Source organism: Curtobacterium sp. PhB170 (genome assembly GCF_003752345.1).
Taxonomy (GTDB): domain Bacteria; phylum Actinomycetota; class Actinomycetes; order Actinomycetales; family Microbacteriaceae; genus Curtobacterium.
The window spans coordinates 194,535-217,708 of sequence record NZ_RJUM01000009.1 but is presented as its reverse complement, the minus strand read 5'-3'; the positions used below and the strand labels follow the sequence as shown (position 1 = coordinate 217,708).

Below are 23,174 nucleotides of genomic sequence, written 5' to 3'. Positions count from 1 at the left end.
CTCCCGTCCGGCCGACCAGGCCATGAGCAGAAAGCGACACCACCCGTGACCGCAGCCCTCGTCGTGAACTCCGGATCGAGTTCGTTCAAGTACCAGCTCATCGAACTCGAGGGGGAGCGCACGCTCGCCTCCGGGCTCGTGGAGCGCATCGGCGAGTCGGCCGGCGCGTGGAAGCACACCAACGCGCTGACGGGGGAGTCGTCGTCGAACGACGCCGCGTCCGTGCCGGACCACGCCGCCGGGTTCCAGGCGATGATCGACGCGTTCGCCAAGGTCGGTCCGTCGTTCGACGAGCACCCGCCGGCCGTCGTCGGCCACCGCGTCGTGCACGGCGGCACCACCTTCGACCGCGCGACGGTGGTGACGGACGACGTCGAACGACAGATCGAGGCGCTGAACAGCCTCGCGCCGCTGCACAACCCGGCGAACCTCGAGGGGATCCGGGCCGCGAAGCAGGTGTTCTCCGACGTGCCGCACGTCGCCGTGTTCGACACCGCGTTCCACCAGACCATGCCGCCGCACGCGTACACGTACGCGATCCCGGCCGACCTGGCGGCGAAGTACTCCATCCGCCGCTACGGCATGCACGGCACGAGCCACAAGTACGTCTCCGAGCAGGCCGCGGTCTTCCTCGACCGCCCGCTGTCCGAGCTGAAGACCATCGTGCTGCACCTGGGCAACGGTGCCTCGGCCGCAGCGATCGACGGCGGGAAGTCGATCGAGACGTCGATGGGCCTCACGCCGCTCGAGGGCCTCGTCATGGGCACCCGCTCCGGCGACCTCGACCCCGCCGTCCTGCTGCACCTGCACCGCGAGGCCGGGCTGTCCTTCGACGAGCTCGACACCATGCTCAACAAGCAGTCCGGGCTGCTCGGCCTCACCGGCAACGGCGACATGCGCGACGTCCAGGACGCCGCCCTCAACGGCGACGAGGTCGCCGAGGCGGCGCTCGCCGTGTACCGCCACCGCATCCGTCGCTACGTCGGCGCTTACACGGCGCAGCTCGGCGGGCTCGACGCGGTGGTCTTCACCGCCGGCGTCGGCGAGAACAACGCGCTGCTGCGCCGGCGCGTGCTCGCCGGGCTCGAGCACCTGGGCATCGAGATCGACGCGGACCGCAACGAGCTGGGATCCCGGGAGGCCCGGGTCATCTCCACGGACACGTCACGTGTCGCGGTGCTCGTGATCCCGACGAACGAGGAACTGGAGATCGCGCGGCAGTCGGCTGCGGTCGCGCTCTGACGCGGGGCGCGCTGCGCGGTGCGTGGCCCGGTGCCAGCATGGTGCGGCGTGCGTGGGCTGGTGCGGGGTTGGTCGCTGGGTGCGCGCTTGTGGCGCGGCACGGAGCGTGCAAGCTCGCACGGGGTGACGAGGTGCGCACGGTGCGGTCGGGAGGCGCGGGGCGGGCTGGCGCCGTGCCTCCCGTCCGGCGCTGGGTCGCGGTCACCGCATGGTGCGGCCTGCGTGGGCTGGTGCGGGGTTGGTCGCTGGGTGCGCGCTTGTGGCGCGGCACGGAGCGTGCAAGCTCGCTCGGGGTGACGAGGTGCGCACGGTGCGGACGGGGGCGCGCGCCTCAGGACAGGGCGTCGAGGGCAGCGGGGATCGGCGTGTTGCCGCTCGTGACCTCGAACTGGACCCCGACCGCCGAGTCGTCGAGCAGCGCGTGCAGCACGACCGTGGCGACGTCGGCACGGGGGATCGAGCCGCGCGGCACGGTGCGCCCGACGTCGACCGTTCCTTGCGGCGGCGTGTCGAGCAGGGCTCCCGGACGCACGATCGTCCACCGCAGCCGTCGGGCGCGCAGGTTCGCGTCGGCCTCGGCCTTCGCTCGGAGGTAGACCTGGAACACGGCGGCGTCGTCCTTCGCGGGGACCACCGCGGCCTCGGCGTCGTAGGTGTCCGCCGCCATCGCCGACACCATCACGTAGCGGTCGATGCCGGCGCGCTCCGCGGCGTCCGCGAGCAGGATCGCGCCGTCCCGGTCGACGGTGAGCTTGCGCTCCGCACCGCTGTTCGGCCCGGCGCCGGCGGCGAACACCACGGCGTCGATCCCACGGAGGCGCAGTGCCAGGTCGTCGTCGCCGAGCTGTTCGAGGTCCGCGACGATCGCCGTGGCACCCTGCTGCTCCACGTCGGCGACGTGCGCGGGGTTGCGGACGATCGCGACGGCGTCGTGTCCGGCGTCGGCGATCTGGCGGGCGAGGAGCAGTGCGATCTGGCCGTGTCCTCCGGCGATGGCGATCTTCATGTGTCAATCCTGCCCGGTCGTATCCGGTAGAGTTGTCGGCGGCTCCTCACGTGACGCCATCCAGGTGAACTCCCCCAGGGCGGAAACGCAGCAAGGGTAGCCGGGCTCTGGCGGGTGCGTGAGGAGTCTTTTCTGTCTCCGCAGGGGTAGCCGGGGCTGTGTCCGTCTCCGGCGCGGGTGCGTAAGGAGTCTTTTCTGTCTTCGCAGGGGTAGCCGGGGCTGTGTCCGTCTCCGGCGCGGGTGCGTGGGGAGTCTTTTCTGTCTCCACACGGTCTCCGCGCGTCTCCGCGCCGCTTCCACATGTCTGTTTCGTAACGGGTTGCGGACAGCAACCTGATCGTGTGTAAAGATCTGCCTCAGGAATCCCCAACCAGGATTCCTGACTCCGCCGCCTCACCAGCGGGGGAGATCCGAGGATCAGGTGGCGGGTGCGCCCGCCAGGATGAGAGACACGCATGCGCAGGCACGCGTCGCAGCGCGGTACCCGGGTACCGACCGCAGCGAACAACTGGACACGACGGATCATCGATGCTGGCGACCGAGCTCGACGACGAGCATCGGACGATCGGCGTCTCCTCCTGCGCGGCAGTGTCATCGCCACGGTGACGGCGCTCGTCGCCGCCACCGTGGCGATCCAACCGGCGGCGGCGGCACAGACCGACGTCGCCGAGGGCGAGGGCGTCCTGCTCAGCGGCTCCGGGATCGTCAACGTCGACGACATCGCCCAGCTCGGTGGCGCGTACTCCGCACGCGGGGTGACCACGGGCGGCGGCACGACGAACCAGCCGCTGAACCTCACCGCCCTGAACGCGGTGGGCGTGGACCTGGGCAACGACATCGACCTGCTCGGCACCAACGGCATCCTCACGCTCGGGGTGGACGGGCAGTACGCCACCACCTCGGCATCGGGGGCCACGGCATCGTCCGGCCTGCTGACCAACGACGGCGGCATCGGGGTCGGCACGGGACTCGGCACCGGAGCCAGCACCCTGAACCTGAACCCGTTGTTCTCGCGGGTGGGCGCGGCACCACGGTGCTGTCGAACGCGCAGCTGCAGATCGGTGCCCTGGCGTCCCGCATCCAGTCCACGCGCGGCACCACGGTCGGCACCACGACCGACTACCGCATCGCCGGCGCGAACCTGAACCTCACCAGCCCCGCGGTTGCAGGCCTGACGACGTCGCTGCGGACCGACCTGCGCACGCTCTCGAACTCCGTGAACACCACGGTCGGGGCGAACGGTGCCCTGTCCGGCACGACGACGGCGCTGACCGCCGAGCTCCAGCGGCTGCTCCGGTCCACGGCGCTCGGACTCGTCAACCTCAACGGCACGAACGTGACCGCCTCGGTGAACCTCAACCTCGACGGCACGCTCGAGCAGGTACTCGCACAGCCGCTGACGGACGGCGCGGTGACGATCACGCCGGCGACCGGCGCGATCACCGTCGACCTCGACAAGCTGACGACACTGAACAACCAGCCCGCGAACACCCCGGTGCTGACCGAAGCGGCCGTCAGCTCGATCAACCAGAGCATCACGACGATCCTCGGCACCCAGCTGCCGACGGCGCTGCAGACCGCCGTCGTGAACACGATCAACTCGACCGCGGTGGCCGTGAACGTCACCGCCAACGTCAACCTGGCCGGCGTCCCGCTCACCGCCCTGGCGCTCCGGGCGGACACCACGCTCGGCGCCCTGGCCGGCACCGCCCCGGCGAACGCCACCGTCACCGCGACCGGCGGCCCGCTCGGGCTGGCCGTCCTCGGGAACCTGCTCGCCCCAGCCGTGAACTCCATCGTGGTCCCGGCACTGCAGACCATCGTGCGGCCGCTCGTCACCGGCACGGCCCTGACGACCCTCGGCACCACGCTCACCGCGACGACCACCGCGGTGTCCACGCTGCTGCGCCCCGTCGTGCTGCTGCTCCGCCAGGTGGTCGACCTGACCGTGAACGCACAGGACACCACCACCGGCTTCCGCGACGCGCGCGGGTACGACCCGGGGTCGCGCAGCGTGCACGCCCTCCGGCTCTCGGTGCTGCCGGGCGCGAACGTCGCCACCGTCGACCTCGCCACCTCGACCGTCCGCGCGACGGCCATCGCTCCGCCGACCATCACGGCCCCGACGGCGAACCAGCAGTTCAGCGTCCCCTCGGCTTCGTCCACCCGGAGCATCACCGTCAGCGGTGCCGGTGAGCCGGGCGCGACCATCGCCGTGAGCCTCGGCGGCGGACGCACCGGCACGGCCACCGTGGCGGCGAACGGCACGTGGACGACCTCGATCCCGAACGTCCCGGTCGGCGACCACACGGCCACGGCGAACCAGACGGTCAACGGGACGGCGGCGGGCTCCGCGACCCGGACCTTCTCGGTCGTCGCACAGCAGGCGCTGACCATCACGACCCCGACGGCCGGTCAGACCTTCACGACCACCGGGACGACCACGCCGGTCACCCTGACGGGCACGGCGACCGCCAACGCGCGGATCGACGTCGACCTCGGCGGCGGCCGCACGGCGACCACCACGGCCAACGGCAGCGGCGCGTGGAACGTCACCGTGCCCGGCGTCCCCGTGGGCGACCAGACCGCGAGCGTGACCCAGACGGTCGGCGACACGACCTCGAACCCCGTCACCCGGGCGTTCCGCGTCGTGGCCGCCGCGGGCCTGACGATCGACACCCCGACGGCGGACCAGGACTTCCCGCTCGCGGGCGACACCCGGTCCATCCCGTTCTCGGGCAGCGCGCAGCCAGGGGCCCGCGTGGACGTGGACCTCGGCGACGGCCTGACCGCAACCACGACGGCGAACGCCGGCGGCACGTGGTCGACGAGCGTCACCGGTGTTCCTGCGGGTGACCGCACGGCGCAGGTGACCCAGACGGTCGGTGGCACCACGAGCGCCCCGGTCGAGCGCGACTTCACGGTGACGGCGGCTCCGGGGTTGACCATCGACGAACCGGTCGACGGCAGCACGATCACCGTCGCGGACGCCACGTCGACGACCCCGGTCACGGTCTCCGGCTCCGCCGCCCCGAACGCGCGGGTCTCGGTCGGCATCGGCGGCTCGTTCACCACGACGGTCGACGCGGACGACGACGGCGACTGGACGGCGACGTTCGTGGGCGTCCCGACCGGCGACCGTACGGTCACGGCTCGGCAGACCGTCGACGGCACGACCTCGGTACCGGCGACCTCGACCTTCACCATCGCGGCCGGTGACCCCATCGCGATCACCTCGCCCGACGACGGTGACGTGGTCACGGTCCTCGACGCGGACACCACGGCCGACCTCGAGCTGACCGGCACGGCCGAGGGCGGAGCCGAGGTCCGGGTCTCGCTCGGTTCCGGGCGCACCGCGACGACCACGGCCGAGGACGACGGCTCGTGGACCGTCACCGTCCAGGACGTCCCGGTCGGTCGGTACACGATCGCGGCGACGCAGACGGTGAACGGCACGACCTCGCCCGCCGTCCGTCAGGTCGTCACCGTGCAGGCGGGCGCTCCGCTCGCCGTGACCGCCCCGGTGCAGGACGCGACCGTCACGGTCGCGACCGACGACTCGGAGGTGGACGTCACGGTGCGGGGGACCGCCCAGCCGAACGCAGACATCGAGGTCGTCCTGGACGACGGCGACGCGGTCGCCACGACCGCGAACGCGCAGGGCGCCTGGTCGGTGACCCTGTCGGACGTCGGCACGGGCGACCACACCGCCTCGGTCACGCAGACCGTCGGCGGAGCGACCTCGGCTCCGATCGACCGCGACTTCACGGTCGAGGCTGGCGACGCCCTGGTCATCGAGGCTCCGGGCGACGCGCAGGAGGTCCCGGCGGGCACCGGCGGACAGGCGAACGTCGTCGTCCGGGGGACCGCCGAGCCGGGTGCGACCGTCGCCGTGACGATCGATGACGCGGACGCCGTCGAGGTGGTCGCGGACACGGCCGGCAACTGGGCGGCCCCGAGCACCCAGCTCGGCATCGGCGACCACACCGTCACCGCGGTCCAGACCGTGAACGGCACCGATGGTCCCATCGTCACGCGGGACTTCACCGTCGTGCCGGGCAACGCGATCGTGATCGACACCCCGGCGAGCGGCACCCGCTTCGTCGTGGTCGACGACGACGCCACCGCGACGGTCCGGATCACGGGCTCGGCCGAACCGCTGGCCGCCGTCTCCGTCTCGGTCGGACCGGGCACGCAGTTCGCCACGACCGCGGACGCCGACGGCGCGTGGGCCGTCGACGCCACCGGCCTCGCCCCCACGGGCGTGTACACGGTGACGGCGAGCCAGGAGATCGAGGACGTCGTCACGAGTGCCATCCCGACGACCTTCCAGGTCGTCACGGCGAACGCACTGACCATCACGGCTCCGAGCGCGGACCCGATCACCGTGGCCGGCCCGGACGTCGAGCGCGACGTCACCGTCTCCGGCACCGGTCAGCCCGGAGCCCGGGTCACCGCGTCGACCGCCGGCGCGGACGACCAGCTGGACACGATCGCGGCCGACGGGACCTGGTCGGTGACGTTCCCGGACCTCGGCGTCGGACCGCACCCCGTGTCGGTGACGCAAACGCTCCCGGGCACCGTGTCCGACCCGCGCACCTCGGCACCAGCCCAGCGCACGATCACGATCGAGGCCGCCGACGCGGTGTCGGTCACGTCGCCCGACGCCGACGACGTCCTGCTCGTGCCGGACGCGGACGCGACGCGTGACGTCGTCGTCTCGGGGACGGCGGAGCCGGACGCGCCGGTCACGGTGCGGCTCGGCGGCAGCACGCAGACCACCACCGCGAACGGCGACGGTGACTGGACGGTCACGTTCGGCGGGGTCGGTGTCGGTACCCCGACGCTCACCGCGACCCAGACCGTGGGCGGGACCACTGCCTCCAGTCCGACGCAGACCGTCACGGTGCGGGCGGGGACGGCCCTGACCATCGCGACCCCCGAGGACGGCGACGTCCTGACGGTCGCGGACGCGGCGGGCACCGCCGACGTCGCGGCGAGCGGCCTCGCGCAGGCCGACGCCGAGGTCACGGTGCGGCTCTCCACCGGCGAGACCCAGACGGTCAGGGCCGACGACGACGGCGCCTGGCAGGCGACGTTCGCGGACGTGCCCGTGGGCGACCACCGCGTCACCGCGACCCAGGTCGTCGGCGGCCAGACGTCGTCGCCGGTCACGGCGGCGGTGTCGGTCCGCGCCGGTTCCCCGCTCGTCGTCTCGACACCCGCCCGTGCCACCACCGTCACGGTCGCCGACGGCGCCGCCACCACCGACGTCGACTTCGCCGGCACCGGCCAGCCCGGCGCGACCGTCGCGGTCGACCTGGGCGACGGCGGCAGCGCGACGGCACGGGTCGACCAGCAGGGACGGTGGTCGACCACGGTCGACGACGTGCCGACCGGGTCGTTCACGGCCTCGGTCACGCAGGCGGTCAACGGCACCACGAGCGCCGCGGTCGAACGACCGGTGTCGGTCGTGGCCGCCGCCGCGCTCACGATCCGGCAGCCGGGCGACGACCCGATCACGGTCGCCGCCGACGACGCCACGACGACCGTGACGGTCGCCGGCGACGCCGAGCCGGGCTCCACCGTGACGGTCACGGTCGACGACCGCGACCCCGTCGAGGTCACCGCGGGCGACGACGGCTCGTGGACGGTCGACGTCCCCGACCTCGGAGTCGGCGAGCACACCGTCGAGGTGACCCAGACCGTCGACGGCTCCACCTCGACCACACCGGTCTCGAGCACCTTCGAGATCGTGCCGGGCGCCCCCGTCGTGATCGACGAACCGACCGTCGGCCAGGAGTACACGGTCGCCGGTGAGGACGCGACCACCGCGGTCGACGTCAGCGGCACCGCGCAGCCCGGAGCGACCGTCGTGGTCGACCTCGGCGGCGGCCGCAGCGAGTCGACCACCGCGGACGACGACGGCGCCTGGAGCGTCACCGTCCCCGGGGTGCCGGCCGGCAACCGGACCGTGAGCGTCACCCAGCGCGTGGGCGACACGGAGTCGGCTCCGGTGACGGTCCGCATCCGCGTCCTCGTCGCCGCCCCGATCACGATCGCCACGCCGGCGGACGGTTCGACGGTGCGGGTTGCGCAGCGGGACTCGGTCGTCACCCTGACCGCAGGCGGCGCGGCCGAGCCCGGTGCACGGGTCCGCGTCACGATCGACGGGGGCGACCCCACGACCGTGACCGCGACCGACGCGGGCACCTGGACCCTCGCGCTGCCCGGCCTGGACGTCGGGGAGCACACGATCCGCGCGACCCAGACGGTCGACGGCTCCACGTCCGAGCAGGTCCGGAGCACCTTCACGGTGGCCCCCGGTGCCGCCCTGACGGTGACCGCCCCGGCCGACGACGCGACCCTCACCGTGCCGGACTCCGACCCGTCCGCGACCGTCCCGGTCAGCGGCCAGGGCCAGCCCGGCGCCGACGTCCGGATCGTTCTGGACGACGACGACCCGGTGACGGTGCGGGTCGGGCCCGACGGCCGCTGGTCGACGAGCCTGACCGGCGTGCCGGCCGGTGACCACACCGTGTCGGTCACCCAGGTCGTGAACGGGACCACGTCGTCCCCGGTCGAGCGCGACGTCACCGTCGTGGTCGCCGAGGCGGACGCGATCGTCGTCACTGCCCCGGCCGACGGCACCTCGTACCGCGTGCTCGGTGGACGGACGGACGTCCGCGTGGTCGGCACCTCGGCGCCGAACGCCACGGTCTCGGTGCGCATCGACGACGGCACCGCGGTCACGACGACCGCGGACGACGACGGCGACTGGGCGGTCACCGTCCCGGGCGTCGGCACCGGTCCGCACACGATCGCCGCCAGCCAGACGGTCGACGGCGCCACGACGGACGCACCGGAGGTCGGCTTCCGGGTGACCGCGGCGACCCCGGTCACCGTGACGAGCCCGACCGACGGACAGGTGGTCCCGACGACCGGCACGACCGCGCCGATCCCGGTGAGCGGCACGGCCGAGCCCGGGGCGACGATCACGGTCGACATCGACGGACGGACCGCGACGACGACCGCCGGCGACGACGGGTCGTGGACGGTCACGGTCGGTGGTGTCCCGGCAGGCGAGCACACGGTGTCGGTGACGCAGACGGTCGGCGGTCGGACCTCCGACCCGGTGACCAGCGCCGTCACCGTCGTGGTCGCCCAGCCGACCGACATCACGATCACCAGCCCGACCCCGGGTCAGCTGATCCCCGCGAACGGTCCCGGCGACACCGGTTCCTTCACGGTGACCGGGCACGCGACCCCGGGGACGACGGTGACGGTCACCCTGTCGAACGGCCAGGTGCGCACCACGACCGCCGACGCGGACGGTGACTGGAGCGTCACGTTCGACCGTGTGCCCGAGGGCGCGTGGACGATCCGTGCGACCCAGTCCGTGAACGGCACGACGACCGCCGCACCCGAGGTGCCGATCGTCGTCGACGCCGTGGACCCGCTCGCGGTCACGTCGCCCACCCCGGGCGCGCACCAGACGGCCTCGGCCGCCGGGTACGTCGACTGGCTGGTCACCGGCACCGCCGAGCCGGGAGCGACCGTCACGGTCGTCGCCGACGACGGGACACCGGTCACCACGACGGCGGACGAGACCGGCGCCTGGTCGGTGACGGTCCGGCTCGCGGTCGGTGCGCACACCCTCCGGATCACCCAGACGGTGGCGGGTGCGACCTCGGCCGTCCAGACGATCAGCGTGGTGGTGGACGCCGCCACGGTGACGCCGGGTGAGCCCGGGACCCCGGGTGACCCCGGAACGCCCGGAACCCCGGGGACGCCCGGCCTGCCGGGCACGCCCGGGACCCCGGGGACGCCCGGCCTGCCGGGCACGCCCGGGACCCCGGGAACGCCCGGTGCGCCCGGCAACCCGGGGAACGGCACGGGTGCCGGCGCCGGCCCCGGCGGACTCGCCTGGACCGGCGCGGAGGTCGCCCCGATCGCCGGGACGGCAGCCGGACTCGTGGTCCTCGGGTTCCTGCTGCTGGGGCTCTCCCGCCTGGCCAGGGGCGCCCGCCGCCGCAGCCGCGGCTGAGCCCGAGCAGCGTCACGCACCGCGCCTCCTGTCCGACCCCGAGTCGGCCGGGAGGCGCGGTGCCGTCCGTGCGCTCGGCCCACTCTGGGCAGGCGGTCCGGTCCAGTGCCCGTGGACCTGTGGAGGGGCACGCGGGTGTCGGTCGTCCCGGCTACCCTGGTCGCGTGGTCACCGCCCTGTATCGCCGTTACCGGCCCGAGAACTTCGCCGAGCTGATCGGGCAGTCGCAGGTCACCGACCCGCTCCGCACGGCGCTCCGCACCAACCGCGTCAACCACGCCTACCTGTTCAGCGGCCCGCGCGGCTGCGGCAAGACGACCTCGGCCCGCATCCTGGCGCGGTGCCTCAACTGCGCCGAGGGGCCGACCGACACCCCGTGCGGCGTCTGCCCGAGCTGTGTCGAGCTCGCCCGCGACGGCAGCGGTTCGCTCGACGTCATCGAGATCGACGCCGCGAGCCACAACGGTGTCGACGACGCGCGCGACCTCCGTGACCGCGCCGTGTTCGCCCCCGCGCGCGACCGCTACAAGATCTTCATCCTCGACGAAGCGCACATGGTCACCCCGCAGGGGTTCAACGCGCTGCTCAAGCTGGTCGAAGAACCGCCGGAGCACGTCAAGTTCATCTTCGCGACGACCGAGCCGGAAAAGGTCATCGGCACCATCCGGTCGCGCACCCACCACTACCCGTTCCGGCTCGTGCCGCCCGCGGTCATGCTCGAGTACATCGAGCAGCTCTGCACGCAGGAATCCGTGACGGTCGCACCCGGCGTCCTGCCCCTGGTCGTGCGCGCTGGCGGCGGTTCCGTCCGCGACACCCTGTCCCTGCTCGACCAGCTCATCGCCGGCAGCGAAGACGGCGCGATCGCCTACGAACGCGCGGTCGCCCTGCTCGGCTACACCGACGCCGCGCTGCTCGACGACGTCGTGGACGCCCTCGCCGTGGCTGACCCGGCCTCCGCCTTCGCTGCGATCGACCGGGTCGTGCAGACCGGTCAGGACCCGCGTCGGTTCGTCGAGGACCTGCTCGAGCGCTTGCGCGACCTGATCGTCGTCGCGGCGACGAACGAGAGCGCCGCGGCGGTCCTGCGCGGTGTCTCGCCGGACGAGCTCGACACCATGACCCGGCAGGCCGGTGTCTTCGGTGCCACCGGGCTGTCCCGCGGCGCGGACATCGCGAACAAGGCGCTGACCGACATGACCGGAGCGACCTCGCCCCGGCTGCACCTCGAGCTCATGACGGCCCGCATGCTCGTGCCCGAGGCCGACGACACCCAGCGCGGTGCCCTCGCCCGGGTCGAGCGGCTCGAGCGCCGCGTCGGCGTCGGGGACGCCGGCGGCCACCAGGCACCGTCCGGCGCGGTCGCAGCGCAGGCGTCGGCACAGCCGGCCGCCACCAGCACGGCGCCCGCACCGGCCCCGTCGTCGACTGCGGCACCGCGTCGGCAGGTCCCCGCCACGCAGCAGGGCCCCGCCGCGCAGCAGGCCCCGGCCGTCCAGCAGGCCCCGGCGGCGCAGCAGGAGCCCGCCGCGGCGTCGGCGAACGCGGCTCCTGCGGCGCAGTCCGACGCCGGCAGTGCGGCGCGTGATGCCGCAGCCTCCTGGGCCGCAGCCGTCCCGAGCGCTGCCGAGCCCGCTGCTCCGACCTCCCCGGCCACGGAACCCGTCAGTGCTTCGTCCACGGGCCAGGGCACGACGATCGGTGACGAGCCGGCGGTCCGGACCGTCGGCGCCGTGGGCTTCCAGCAGATGCGCGACGCCTGGCCGCAGATCGTCGAGCACGTGCAGCACGCCAAGCGGTCGGCGTGGTCGGTGGTCGTCACCGCTCAGGTGACCGCGCTGCGCGACGACGTGCTGACCCTGACCTTCCCGAGCCAGCAGGACGTCGCCTCGTTCAAGGAGATGTCCGACCCCTCGGCCAGCGTCAGCGAACTGCTCCGCGCCGCGATCATGGACGTCATCGGGCTCCGCGTGAAGTTCGTCGCTCGCGGTCCCGGGGGCCCTGGTCAACAGCGCACCCCGGCCCCCACGCAGCAGCCGTCCGCGCCGGCCGGCCGTCCGGCGCCGGCGAGCCAGCCCGCCGCGCAGCCACAGGCGCAGCCGCAGCCGCAGCCGCAGGCATCGTCGGCGCCGCAGTCCGCCGCGCCCACTCCGACGTCGGCCCCGGCCTCCGAGGCTGCTGCAGCCACCGGGGACGGTCCGGCCGCCGCTGCCGAGGCCGCTGCCTTCGCAGCGCCCGACACGACGGCGGCACCCGAAGCCGCGGCGTCCACGCCCGAGTCCGGTCCCGCCGCCACCGAGCCGGAGCCCCGTCCGGCGCAGGCACCCGCTCCGGCGCAGGCACCCACTCCGGCGCCGGCACCCGCTCCCGAGCAGGCGCCGGCTGCCGAGCAGGCGCCGGCACCCGCTCCTGCACAAGCGCCCGCACCGTCCGGCGCACCCGTCACCGACTGGGCGGTCGCGACGATCCCCGCGAGCGACCCCACCGCCGACGCCGTGCCCGAGTCCGTCGAACCCGGCTGGGCGGCACCCTTCGGCACCGCTCCGGCTGCCGCGCCCGTCGCCCCGGCGGAGTCCGTCGACCCGCAGCAGCCCCGGTCCGAGGCGCCTGCGCAACCCGCCGGTGCCACCGCACCGCAGGGGGTGCAGCCGACCGACGGCGGTCCGCAGGCGGCGTCGTCGACGGTCGCCGCGCCTCCCGGAGGACCCGTCGTACCGGGCGTGCCCGTCGACGACTACCCGCTGGACGACGAACCGTACGACGACGGCGCGCCGTTCCCGGACCCCGGTCACGGCCGATCCGCCGCAGCGCCCGCGCAGGCGCCGGCCGCCCCGCGCGCGCAGACCGCCCCGCCGGCCGCACCGCGGACCGCACCACCGGCACGTCGTGCGCCGGTCGCCGGTCGCTACGGTGAGGCCGTGGTGCGTGAGATCCTCAATGCCCAGTTCATCGAGGAGACCGCTCTCCACCAGGACGGTGCCTGATGTACGACGGGATCGTCCAGGACCTCATCGACGAGTTCGGTCGCCTGCCGGGCATCGGCCCGAAGTCGGCGCAGCGCATCGCGTTCCACATCCTGCAGACCGAGTCGTTCGACCCGTCGCGGTTGTCCGAGCTGCTGGCGGACGTCAAGGAGCGCGTGCGCTTCTGCGAGATCTGCGGCAACGTCACCGAGAACGTCCAGTGCAGCATCTGCCGCGACCCGCGCCGGTCGCCGGCCACGATCTGCGTGGTGGAAGAGGCGAAGGACGTCGCAGCGATCGAGCGCACCCGTGAGTTCCGCGGGCTCTACCACGTGCTCGGTGGCGCGATCAGCCCGATCGACGGCATCGGCCCGGACGACCTGCGGATCCAGCAGCTCATGACGCGCCTGGCCGACGGCACGGTCGAAGAGGTCATCATCGCGACCGACCCCAACCTCGAGGGCGAGGCGACGGCGACCTACCTGAGCCGGCTGCTCGTCCCGATGGGCATCCGGACGACCCGGCTGGCCTCGGGCCTGCCGGTCGGCGGCGACCTCGAGTACGCCGACGAGGTCACGCTCGGCCGTGCGTTCGAGGGCCGTCGCGTCGTCGGCGGCTGAGCCCCACGCAGGATCGTTGCGTGTGGGGCGGCTCGCACGCAACATCCTCGAAACACCGACTACCATTGTGAGACCGCGTGACCTCGCGGTGTCGCCGTCTCCGGGAGTACCAGCCAGTGGCCTTGATCGTGCAGAAGTTCGGTGGATCCTCCGTCGCGGACGCCGAGAGCATCAAGCGCGTGGCGAAGCGGATCGTCGAGACGAAGAAGGCCGGCAACGACGTCGTCGTGGCGGTCTCGGCGATGGGTGACACCACCGACGAACTCGTCGATCTGGCCCACTCGGTCACGCCGATCCCGGCCGGCCGTGAACTCGACATGCTCCTGACCGCGGGGGAGCGCATCTCGATGGCGCTGCTCGCGATGGCGATCAAGAGCCTCGGGGTCGAAGCCTCGTCGTACACCGGCAGCCAGGCGGGCATGCTCACCGACGCGCAGCACGGCAAGGCGCGCATCGTCGACGTCACCCCGAAGCGCGTGCGCGAGGCGCTCGACTCCGGCCACGTCGCCATCGTCGCGGGGTTCCAGGGGTTCAACCGCACGACGGGCGAGATCACCACGCTCGGCCGGGGCGGCTCGGACACGACCGCCGTCGCCCTCGCTGCCGCGCTCGACGCCGACGTCTGCGAGATCTACACCGACGTCGACGGCATCTTCACCGCCGACCCTCGTGTCGTACCGAAGGCCCGCAAGGTCGACCGCATCACGAGCGAGGAGATGCTCGAGCTCGCGGCGTCCGGCGCCAAGGTCCTCTACATCCGCGCCGTCGAGTACGCCCGCCGGCACGGCGTCACCCTGCACGTCCGGTCCTCGTTCAACAACACCGAGGGCACCATCGTCTACAACCCTGCCGAGGGGGAAACCGTGGAAGAACCGATCATCACCGGGATCGCCGGAGACCTCTCCGAGGGGAAGATCACCGTCGTGGGCGTCCCGGACCAGCCGGGCAAGGCCGCCGAGATCTTCACCAACGTCGCACGCGCCGGGGCGAACATCGACATGATCGTCCAGAACGTGTCGGCGGCGTCGACCGGGCGGACGGACATCTCGTTCACCCTGCCGAAGGACCAGGGCCAGACCGTGCTCACGGCGCTCGAGGTCGCGAAGTCCGACATCGGCTACGAGAGCATCCAGTACGACGACCAGATCGGCAAGCTCGCCCTGGTCGGTGCCGGCATGCGTACGAACGCCGGCGTCTCGGCGAAGCTCTTCCGCGCGCTGCACGACGCGTCGATCAACATCGAGATGATCTCCACCTCGGAGATCCGCATCTCGGTCGTCACCCGCGCCGACACCCTCAACGAGGCGATGCGGGTCGTGCACAACGCGTTCGACCTCGACGCCGAGGCCGAAGCCGTCGTCCACGCCGGCACCGGCCGCTGACCCACGCTGACCCGCTGAACCAGGAGCACCGCATGAGCACCCTCACCGTCGCCGTCGTCGGCGCCACCGGACAGGTCGGCGCTGTGATGCGTCGTCTGCTCGAAGAGCGCGCGTTCCCGGCCGACCAGGTCCGGTTCTTCGCGAGCGCCCGGTCCGCCGGCACGACCCTGCCGTTCCGTGGCGAGCAGATCGTGGTCGAGGACTCCGAGCTGGCCGACCCGTCGGGCATCGACATCGCCCTGTTCTCGGCCGGTGCCACCGCCTCGCGGGCCCTCGCGCCGAAGTTCGCCGCAGCCGGGGCACTCGTCGTCGACAACTCGAGCGCCTGGCGCATGGACCCCGAGGTCCCGCTCGTCGTGAGCGAGGTCAACCCGCACGCGATCGACCAGGCCCCCAAGGGGATCATCGCGAACCCCAACTGCACCACCATGGCGATCATGCCGGTGCTCAAGGTGCTGGACACCGAGGCCGGGCTCCGCCGTCTGGTCGCCACGACCTACCAGGCCGTCTCCGGCTCCGGGCTCGCCGGCGTCGAGGAACTGCTCGGCCAGGCGCGTGCCGCCCTCGAGCAGGACACCGCAGCGCTCACCCACGACGGTTCCGCCGTGACGTTCCCCGAGCCGGTCAAGTACGTCCGCCCGATCGCCTTCGACGTCGTGCCGCTCGCCGGCAGCATCGTCGAGGACGGCCTGGGGGAGACCGACGAAGAGAAGAAGCTCCGCAACGAGAGCCGCAAGATCCTCGAGCTCCCCGACCTGCTCGTCGCCGGCACGTGCGTGCGTGTGCCGGTCTTCACCGGTCACTCCATATCGGTGCACGCCGAGTTCGAGCGTCCGCTGTCGCCCGAGCGTGCGACCGAGATCCTGTCGAGCGCACCCGGCGTGGAGCTGTCGGACGTGCCGACGCCGCTGCAGGCCGCCGGCCAGGACCCCGCGTTCGTCGGGCGCATCCGTGCCGACCAGTCCGCACCCGAGGGGCGTGGGCTCGCACTGTTCGTCAGCAACGACAACCTGCGGAAGGGTGCAGCGCTCAACGCGGTGCAGATCGCCGAGGCGATCGTCGCGCGCCGCACCGTCGCCGCGTAGCGGCACCGTCGCCGCGGAGCGGCACGGCCGCACCTTCACCGCGCGCGGCTGACCGGCCTGTCGGTCGACGCCGGTAGGATCGACGGGTGGCAGTGAAGCAGGTGGACCCGATCGATGTCGTCCTCGTCGGGGGAGGCATCATGAGCGCCACCCTCGGCGCGATCATCCACCGGCTCGAGCCCTCGTGGAAGATCCGCGTGTACGAGCGTCTCGGCGCCGTCGCGCAGGAGTCCTCGAACCCGTGGAACAACGCCGGCACCGGGCACTCCGCGCTCTGCGAGCTGAACTACACACCCGAGCTCGCCGACGGTCGCGTCGAGATCGCAAAGGCCGTCACGGTCAACGAGCAGTTCCAGGTCTCGCGGCAGTTCTGGTCGCACCTGGTCGAGATCGGTACGCTGCCCGACCCGTCCAACTTCATCAACCCGACCCCGCACATCTCCTTCGTCTGGGGTGCGGACAACGTCGAGTACATGCGCAAGCGGTACGAGGCGATGCGGGGGCACCCGCTGTTCGCCGGGATCGAGTTCTCCGACGACCCCGCTCAGATCCGCAAGTGGGCGCCCGCGCTCATCCCCGGTCGCAAGAAGGACCAGCCGATCGCCGCGACCTACTCGGCGGCGGGCTCCGACGTCGACTTCGGTTCGCTCACCCGGCAGCTGTTCGACCAGCTCGAGCTCGACGGGCTCGAGTTCGAACCGAACCACCAGGTCAAGAACATCTCGCGGGGCAAGGACTTCGACGGCTGGGCGCTCGACGTCCTGAACGAGGTCGGTCGGTCGACGCAGAAGATCGCCGCGAAGTTCGTCTTCGTCGGTGCCGGTGGTGGGGCCCTGCAGCTGCTGCAGAAGTCCGGCATCCCGGAGATCCGCGGGTACGGCGGCTTCCCGGTCTCCGGCGAGTTCCTGCGCACCGACGATCCCGAGGTCGTGCAGAAGCACGCAGCCAAGGTCTACGGCAAGGCCAGCGTGGGGGCGCCGCCGATGTCGGTGCCGCACCTGGACACCCGCATCGTCGACGGCAACGCGTCGCTGATGTTCGGGCCGTACGCCGGGTTCAGCCCGAAGTTCCTGAAGCAGGGGTCGATGCTCGACCTGTTCAAGTCGATCCGACCGCACAACCTGCGCCCGATGCTGAGCGTCGCGTTCTCGAACTTCGACCTGGTGCGCTACCTGATCGGCCAGCTGCTCGCCTCGAAGCAGACGAAGTTCGACGCGCTGCGCGACTTCATGCCGAGCGCCGAGCCCGAGAACTGGCACAAGATCATCGCTGGCCAGCGGGTGCAGGTCATCAAGCCGGACAAGGACAAGGGCGGGGTGCTGCAGTTCGGCACCGAGGTCATCACTGCCGCCGACGGTTCGATCGCCGGGCTCCTCGGGGCCTCGCCGGGGGCGTCGACCGCCGTCCCGATCATGCTCGGCCTGCTCCGGAAGTGCTTCCCCGACCGTTGGGACGGCTGGCAGGACGCGGTCCACGAGATGGTCCCGACCTACGGGCAGGACCTCGGCGACGACGCCGCCCTGGCCGACGCCACCCTCGAGCGCACGGCGAAGGTGCTCGGCCTGCACCACTGACCAGCTCCGGCTTGCGGCCTGTTCGAACATGTGTTCGAATGACGGCATGCGGTGGAGTGGACAGGCGATCGATGCCGAGCAGAGCGACGCACTGCCTGGCATGGAATCGAGCAGCGGGTTCGTCCGGAGTGTGACGACGCCCGAGTTCGCGGGTGTCACGTTCCACGAGGTGCTGGCGAAGAGCGCGCTGAACCGGGTGCCGAGCGCCGACGGCTCCGGCACCTACGGCTGGACCATCAACCCGTACCGGGGGTGCAGTCACGCGTGCGTGTACTGCTTCGCGCGGCCGACGCACACCTACCTCGAGTTCGACGGCGGGGCCGACTTCGACCAGCAGATCGTCGTGAAGACGAACGTGGCCGACGTCCTGCGGCGTGAGCTCGGCAAGCCCACGTGGGACCGCCACCCGATCGCGCTCGGCACGAACACCGACCCGTACCAGCGTGCCGAGGGTCGGTACCGACTGATGCCCGGGGTGATCCAGGCGTTGGCGGACAGCCGCACACCGTTCAGCATCCTGACGAAGGGCACGCTGCTCCGGCGCGACCTGCCGCTCCTGGCTGAGGCGGCGAAGGTGGTGCCCGTCGACCTCGCGATGTCGATCGCCGTGTACGACGACGACCTGCAGCAGTCGGTGGAACCCGGCACCCCCACGACGGCTGCGCGGCTCGCCACCGTGCGGGCGATCCGCGACGCCGGGCTCGACTGTGCGGTGTTCCTCATGCCCGTGCTGCCGTACATCACCGACACCCGTGCACACCTCGACGACGCCGTCAGTCGGGCGGCGGCGGCCGGTGCCACGAGCGTCATGTACTCCGCGCTGCACCTGCGGCCGGGCGTGAAGCCGTGGTGGTTCGAGTGGCTCGGACGCGAACGGCCCGACCTGGTGGCGCGCTACCGGGCGATGTACCTCGACAACACCTTCGCGCCGAAGGACTACCGCCGGTGGCTGTCGGAGCGCATCCGACCGATCCTGGCGACGCACGGCGTCGGCCTCGGACGCGTGGACCCGGCGACGGGGTCGATGGGCTTCTCGGACCCCTCGACGGTGCCGCAGGAACAGTCGATCCCCCCGACGTCGCCGCTCAAGCGCGCGGATCCGGGCTTCGACCGCCGTCTGCTCCGACCGGTCGCGACCGAGACGTTGTTCTGAGCAACGAAGGTTGCGCGTTCGGGGGACATCGGAGCGTCGTGGGGGCCGGTATCATCGACCGGGTCGCCGAACGGACGCTGTTTCGGGGTACACGGTCAGCACCGAGGTGTTTGATCGTGGGCGGCATTCCCGCCACCCGGAAGGACCCATCTCGTGCTCGGCATCCCCACGCACCTCGCTCCGCGAGTGAACGCGTGGTCGACGGTGCGGGCCTTCCACGCCGGTGCGATCGGATCGCTGGTGGCGGCGGCGATCGCGCTGCTGCTGTACCGGCTGTCCGAGCCCGACGTGCACGTGATCAGTGCGGTCCTGGCGCTCGTCCCGATGCTCGGCATGATCGGCGTGCACGTGCAGTTCGGCACCTGGCGCTCCGCGGTCGCGTTCCTGGTCGTCGGTGGTGTCTGCGCCTGGTGGTTCGCGATGGTCGTGCAGCAGCAGGTCCCGTTGGGCTGGGTCACCTCGTACCTGCTGTCGTTGGCGGTCATCCCGCTCATCCTGGTCGGCGGCGCCGGCGCGGTGCCGAGCCGCGTCGTGCTGTGGTCCTTCCTCGGGTTCCTGACCGGTCGGGTGGCGACGTGGATCGCGGTCGTCCAGGCCGACAGCCCGCCGCGTCCGCTCGTGCTCGCCTGGGTGACGCTCGGCTTCGTGGTCGTCCTGGTGCTGTTCACGAGCCGGAGCACCGGTCGGTCGGAGCGGGTGCAGCCGGAGCTGCTGCGGTCAGCGCGTGAGGAGCACGTCTCCGCGTACCGTGCCGGGGTCGAGGCCGAGGCGGCCGCGATCCTGCACGACACCGTCCTGAACCACCTCAACGCGATCGCCCTGGCGCCCGACGGGCCGATGGACCCGCACCTGGCGCGGACCGTCGAGGCCGACGTCGCCGTCCTGACCGGCAAGGGGTGGCTCGCACCGGCCGCCCGGCAGCGGCCGGGCGCAGCGCTCGACGCGTTCGCCGTCATGGTCGACGAGCACCGTGCCGCCGGTCTCGACGTCACGGTGTCCGGCGACCCGTCCGCACTCGACCGGCTCGACCAGCGCGCCGTCACGGCGCTCGTCCGCGCCGTGGGGCAGTGTCTTGCCAACGTCCACAAGCACGCCGGTGTCGACGCGGCCGAGGTCAGCGTCTTCGACGACGGTGCGTCGTGCACCGTGATGGTGGTCGACGACGGTCGCGGTTTCGACGAGGACTCCACGGGCTCCGACCGGATGGGCCTGCGTGGCTCCGTCCGCGACCGCATCGGTCGGGTGGGCGGCGACGTCCAGATCTGGTCCTCGCCCGGTTCGGGGACGAGCGTGATGATGACGGTGCCGTTCGGACCGGTCACCGCCACGACCGACGCCGTGGCCACCGACCACGTCGGCACCGCGGTCCCCGACGAGGTCGGCGGCGTGCAGGGAGCCGACCGGTGAGCGCCACGACCGAGGCCCGTCGGACCGCGCAGCAGTACGACCCGCTCGGCGCGATGGGGTCACGTCCGCTCGCGATCGGGCTCGGCGCCGCCAGCATCGTCTGGGCGCTCCTGGTGTCCGTGTTCGACCGTGACGTGGTGGGCAGTCCCACCCTCAGCGCGCTCACCGTCATCCTGGTCGCGGCGTCTGCAGCCGTCGTGTTCACCGCCTCGAGTCCGTTCCGCGCACCCTTCCCGCGGTGGGCGTTCGTCGCGCACGTCGGGTTGCTCGGCCTGGCGTCGGTGACGAGCGTCGCCGCGCAGTGGGGACCCGACCGCAGCGCCCTGAACGACTTCATGTCGCTCATCACGGCGACCGGCATCGTGATGGTCGCGCCGTACCGGCCCTGGACGGACCTGGCCATCGGCGGCGCCGTGCTCGCCGTCGTCAACGCCGCGACCTGGGGCGTCGGTGCGGCGACGTTCCCGCACGAGATCCCCGTCGCCGTCGCGGCCTTCCTCGCGGCAGCGCCGACCCTGGTGCTGACCGCTGCGTCGGCCGTCTTCGCGTGGACGTTCGCGGGCCTGGCCGAGCGGGTGCAGATCCGGGCCGGTTCCTACTCGGTCGAGCGTGCGGAGCGGGACGGCATCGCGGCGAGCGTGCAGCAGGACCGGTCGACGATCCTCGCCCGCGACGTCGCACCGTTCTTCGCCGAGCTGCGCACGCGCGAGGTCATCACCGACGCCGACCGCGAGCGGGCACGACTGATCGCCGACGGCATCCGCCGGGCGATGGTCGCCGACGCGGACCGCACCTGGTTCGAGCAGGCCGTGCGGGTCGAGGGTGGGGCCGCCCCGGTGGTCGACGACCCGGACGGGCTCACCGCGATGCTCGACGCCGACCAGCGCTCCGTGGTGCGGACGTTCCTGCGGGCTGCCTTCCGTGCCTCGACCGTCGACCCGGCCGGGTTCCGGGCAACGGTCCGGCGCGCGGACGGGCAGGACGACGCGGCCACCCGCGGCGATCCAGCACGCGCCGACCCGGCCCGCACCGACCCGGCCCGCACCGACCCGGCCCGCACCGACCCGGCCCGCACCGACTCGGCCCGCGACGCTCGCGTGCTGCTCGAACTCGACCTCGCCGTGGCCGACTCCGACGTCGGGATCCACCGCACCTTCGACCCCTACTTCGCCGTCCTCCGTGTGACGTTCCCCGACCTCGACGTCGCGGTTCGTCCGTCCGCCCTCGCACTAAGGTTCTCCTATGACCAGCACTGACCCGAACAGGCTCTCGGAGGGGTCCCCGTCCCTCCCGAACCCGGGGGCACGACGTGTGCGGTTGGCCATCCTCGACGACCACGAGGTGCTGCTGGACAGCCTGTCGAGCTGGATCGCGGTGAACGCGTTCGACTTCGACCTGGCCCTGACCGCGCACACCTGGCTCGAGATGGTCCACAGCGACAGCTTCCCGACCGACCTGGTGTTCCTCGACTTCCAACTCAAGGAACCCGTCTCGATCGAGGCCCGTGTCCGCACCTGCCGTGCCGCCGGCGCGAAGGTGATCGTGCTCTCCAGCGTCGACAGCCGCGAGTCCCGCGATCGTGCCCTGGCAGCAGGCGCCGCGGCGTTCCTGTCGAAGTCCCTGCCGATGCGCGAGGTCATGGACGTCGCACGCGAGATCATGGGCGTCGCACGCGAGACCCCGCAGCCGCGGGAGTGGCGTCCGCTGCCCACCGGAGCGGCTGCGCACCAGCGTCCGAAGCTCAGCCACGGCGAGGAAGAAGCGCTCCGGCTGTACGTGTCCGGCTACTCGACCAACGAGGTCGCCGCGCAGATGAACGTGCAGTACGAGACCGCGAAGACCTACCTGCGCCGCGTCCGCGAGAAGTACAGCAAGGTGGGCCGTCCCGCCTCGAAGAAGTCCGACCTCATCCGGCGGGCCGCCGAGGACGGGTTCCTCGCGTAGTGGCGAAGCTCTACTTCCGCTACGGCGCGATGAACAGCGGCAAGAGCACGGGGCTGCTGCAGGCTGCCTACAACTACGAAGAGCGCGGCCACCGGGTCCTGCTCGCGAAACCCGCGGTGGACACCAAGGGCGACCGTGAGATCGTGTCCCGCCTCGGCGTGACCCGCACCGTCGACCTGGTCTTCGCCCCCGATGCCGACGTCCGGTCCGCGGTCGCCGCGGCCGGCGCCGTCGACCCCGAGTCCGACCGCCTCGACGGCATGGTCCGCGCGGTCAGCTGCGTCCTGGTCGACGAAGCACAGTTCCTCACTCCGCAGCAGGTCGACGACCTGCTGCGCATCGCGGTCCTCGACGAGATCCCGGTGATCACGTACGGCATCCGCACGGACTTCCGCACCGAGGCGTTCCCGGGCAGCGCCCGCCTGCTCGAGGTCGCGCACTCGCTCGAAGAGCTCAAGACGATCTGCCGGTGCGGTCGCAAGGCGGTCTTCAACGCCCGCACGGTCGACGGCCGGTTCGTGTTCGACGGCTCGCAGGTCGCCATCGACGGTGTCGACGTCGCCTACGAGTCGCTCTGCGCCAACTGCTACCTGACGGAGTCCGGCGGCCGGCTCGACGGCGCCTGACGCGTCCTGCAGGTGACCGGCAGGCGGACGGGAGGCCCGTGGCGGCCCCGCCACGGGCCTCCCGTCCGCTCGTCGGATGCGTCCAGGGCACGTGGAATGCGCGCGTCTCGGCGCGCGTTGGTGAC

At 72.3% G+C, this 23,174-nt stretch carries 14 protein-coding genes and 1 other RNA gene; 14 read left to right on the top strand and 1 reads right to left on the bottom strand.

The window, feature by feature from the left end:
* Positions 1 to 45: 45 nt before the first annotated feature.
* Positions 46 to 1,242, top strand: a complete 1,197-nt coding sequence (locus EDF40_RS05150) for an acetate/propionate family kinase (protein ID WP_123292135.1) — start codon at positions 46 to 48, stop codon at positions 1,240 to 1,242.
* Between the two features lie 331 nt (positions 1,243 to 1,573).
* On the opposite strand, the gene EDF40_RS05145 is transcribed toward EDF40_RS05150, so the two are convergent.
* Positions 1,574 to 2,248, bottom strand: a complete 675-nt coding sequence (locus EDF40_RS05145) for an SDR family oxidoreductase (protein WP_123338879.1) — start codon at positions 2,246 to 2,248, stop codon at positions 1,574 to 1,576.
* Positions 2,249 to 2,285: 37 nt separating this feature from the next.
* Here EDF40_RS05145 and ffs point away from each other — a divergent pair.
* The 13 genes from ffs to EDF40_RS05080 all read left to right on the top strand — a co-directional run bounded on the left by ffs (position 2,286) and on the right by EDF40_RS05080 (position 23,049).
* Positions 2,286 to 2,382: signal recognition particle sRNA small type (gene ffs / locus EDF40_RS05140), an RNA gene on the top strand.
* A 321-nt stretch (positions 2,383 to 2,703) separates the two neighbouring features.
* Complete coding sequence (locus EDF40_RS05135) at positions 2,704 to 3,393, top strand: choice-of-anchor G family protein (protein ID WP_123338880.1); 690 nt, start codon at positions 2,704 to 2,706, stop codon at positions 3,391 to 3,393.
* Positions 3,282 to 10,295: an Ig-like domain-containing protein gene (locus EDF40_RS05130; protein ID WP_123338881.1), complete on the top strand. Its 7,014-nt coding sequence runs from the start codon at positions 3,282 to 3,284 to the stop codon at positions 10,293 to 10,295. Before EDF40_RS05135 ends, EDF40_RS05130 begins: the two co-directional genes overlap by 112 nt.
* A 164-nt stretch (positions 10,296 to 10,459) precedes the next feature.
* Positions 10,460 to 13,279, top strand: a complete 2,820-nt coding sequence (locus tag EDF40_RS05125; RefSeq protein ID WP_123338882.1) for a DNA polymerase III subunit gamma and tau — start codon at positions 10,460 to 10,462, stop codon at positions 13,277 to 13,279.
* Positions 13,279 to 13,878: a recombination mediator RecR gene (gene recR / locus EDF40_RS05120; RefSeq protein ID WP_111084231.1), complete on the top strand. Its 600-nt coding sequence runs from the start codon at positions 13,279 to 13,281 to the stop codon at positions 13,876 to 13,878. Before EDF40_RS05125 ends, recR begins: the two co-directional genes overlap by 1 nt.
* Before the next feature lie 116 nt (positions 13,879 to 13,994).
* Positions 13,995 to 15,260: an aspartate kinase gene (locus EDF40_RS05115; protein WP_123292139.1), complete on the top strand. Its 1,266-nt coding sequence runs from the start codon at positions 13,995 to 13,997 to the stop codon at positions 15,258 to 15,260.
* A gap of 32 nt (positions 15,261 to 15,292) precedes the next feature.
* The gene (locus EDF40_RS05110) at positions 15,293 to 16,345 is read left to right on the top strand and encodes an aspartate-semialdehyde dehydrogenase (protein ID WP_123292140.1); all 1,053 of its coding nucleotides are present in this window, start codon (positions 15,293 to 15,295) and stop codon (positions 16,343 to 16,345) included.
* 86 nt (positions 16,346 to 16,431) lie between these two features.
* Entirely contained in the window at positions 16,432 to 17,919 is a 1,488-nt protein-coding gene (locus EDF40_RS05105; protein ID WP_111084228.1) for a malate:quinone oxidoreductase, read from the top strand.
* A 46-nt stretch (positions 17,920 to 17,965) separates the two neighbouring features.
* Complete coding sequence (locus EDF40_RS05100; protein WP_123338883.1) at positions 17,966 to 19,072, top strand: Rv2578c family radical SAM protein; 1,107 nt, start codon at positions 17,966 to 17,968, stop codon at positions 19,070 to 19,072.
* 153 nt (positions 19,073 to 19,225) lie between these two features.
* On the top strand, positions 19,226 to 20,479 hold the full coding sequence (locus EDF40_RS05095) for a sensor histidine kinase (protein WP_123338884.1): 1,254 nt from the start codon (positions 19,226 to 19,228) through the stop codon (positions 20,477 to 20,479).
* Positions 20,476 to 21,735: a hypothetical protein gene (locus EDF40_RS19125; protein WP_185002786.1), complete on the top strand. Its 1,260-nt coding sequence runs from the start codon at positions 20,476 to 20,478 to the stop codon at positions 21,733 to 21,735. The genes EDF40_RS05095 and EDF40_RS19125 overlap by 4 nt, the downstream gene beginning before the upstream one ends.
* On the top strand, positions 21,722 to 22,423 hold the full coding sequence (locus EDF40_RS05085; protein ID WP_235035937.1) for a response regulator transcription factor: 702 nt from the start codon (positions 21,722 to 21,724) through the stop codon (positions 22,421 to 22,423). Before EDF40_RS19125 ends, EDF40_RS05085 begins: the two co-directional genes overlap by 14 nt.
* On the top strand, positions 22,423 to 23,049 hold the full coding sequence (locus EDF40_RS05080) for a thymidine kinase (protein WP_123292145.1): 627 nt from the start codon (positions 22,423 to 22,425) through the stop codon (positions 23,047 to 23,049). Before EDF40_RS05085 ends, EDF40_RS05080 begins: the two co-directional genes overlap by 1 nt.
* The last annotated feature ends 125 nt before the right edge of the window (positions 23,050 to 23,174 follow it).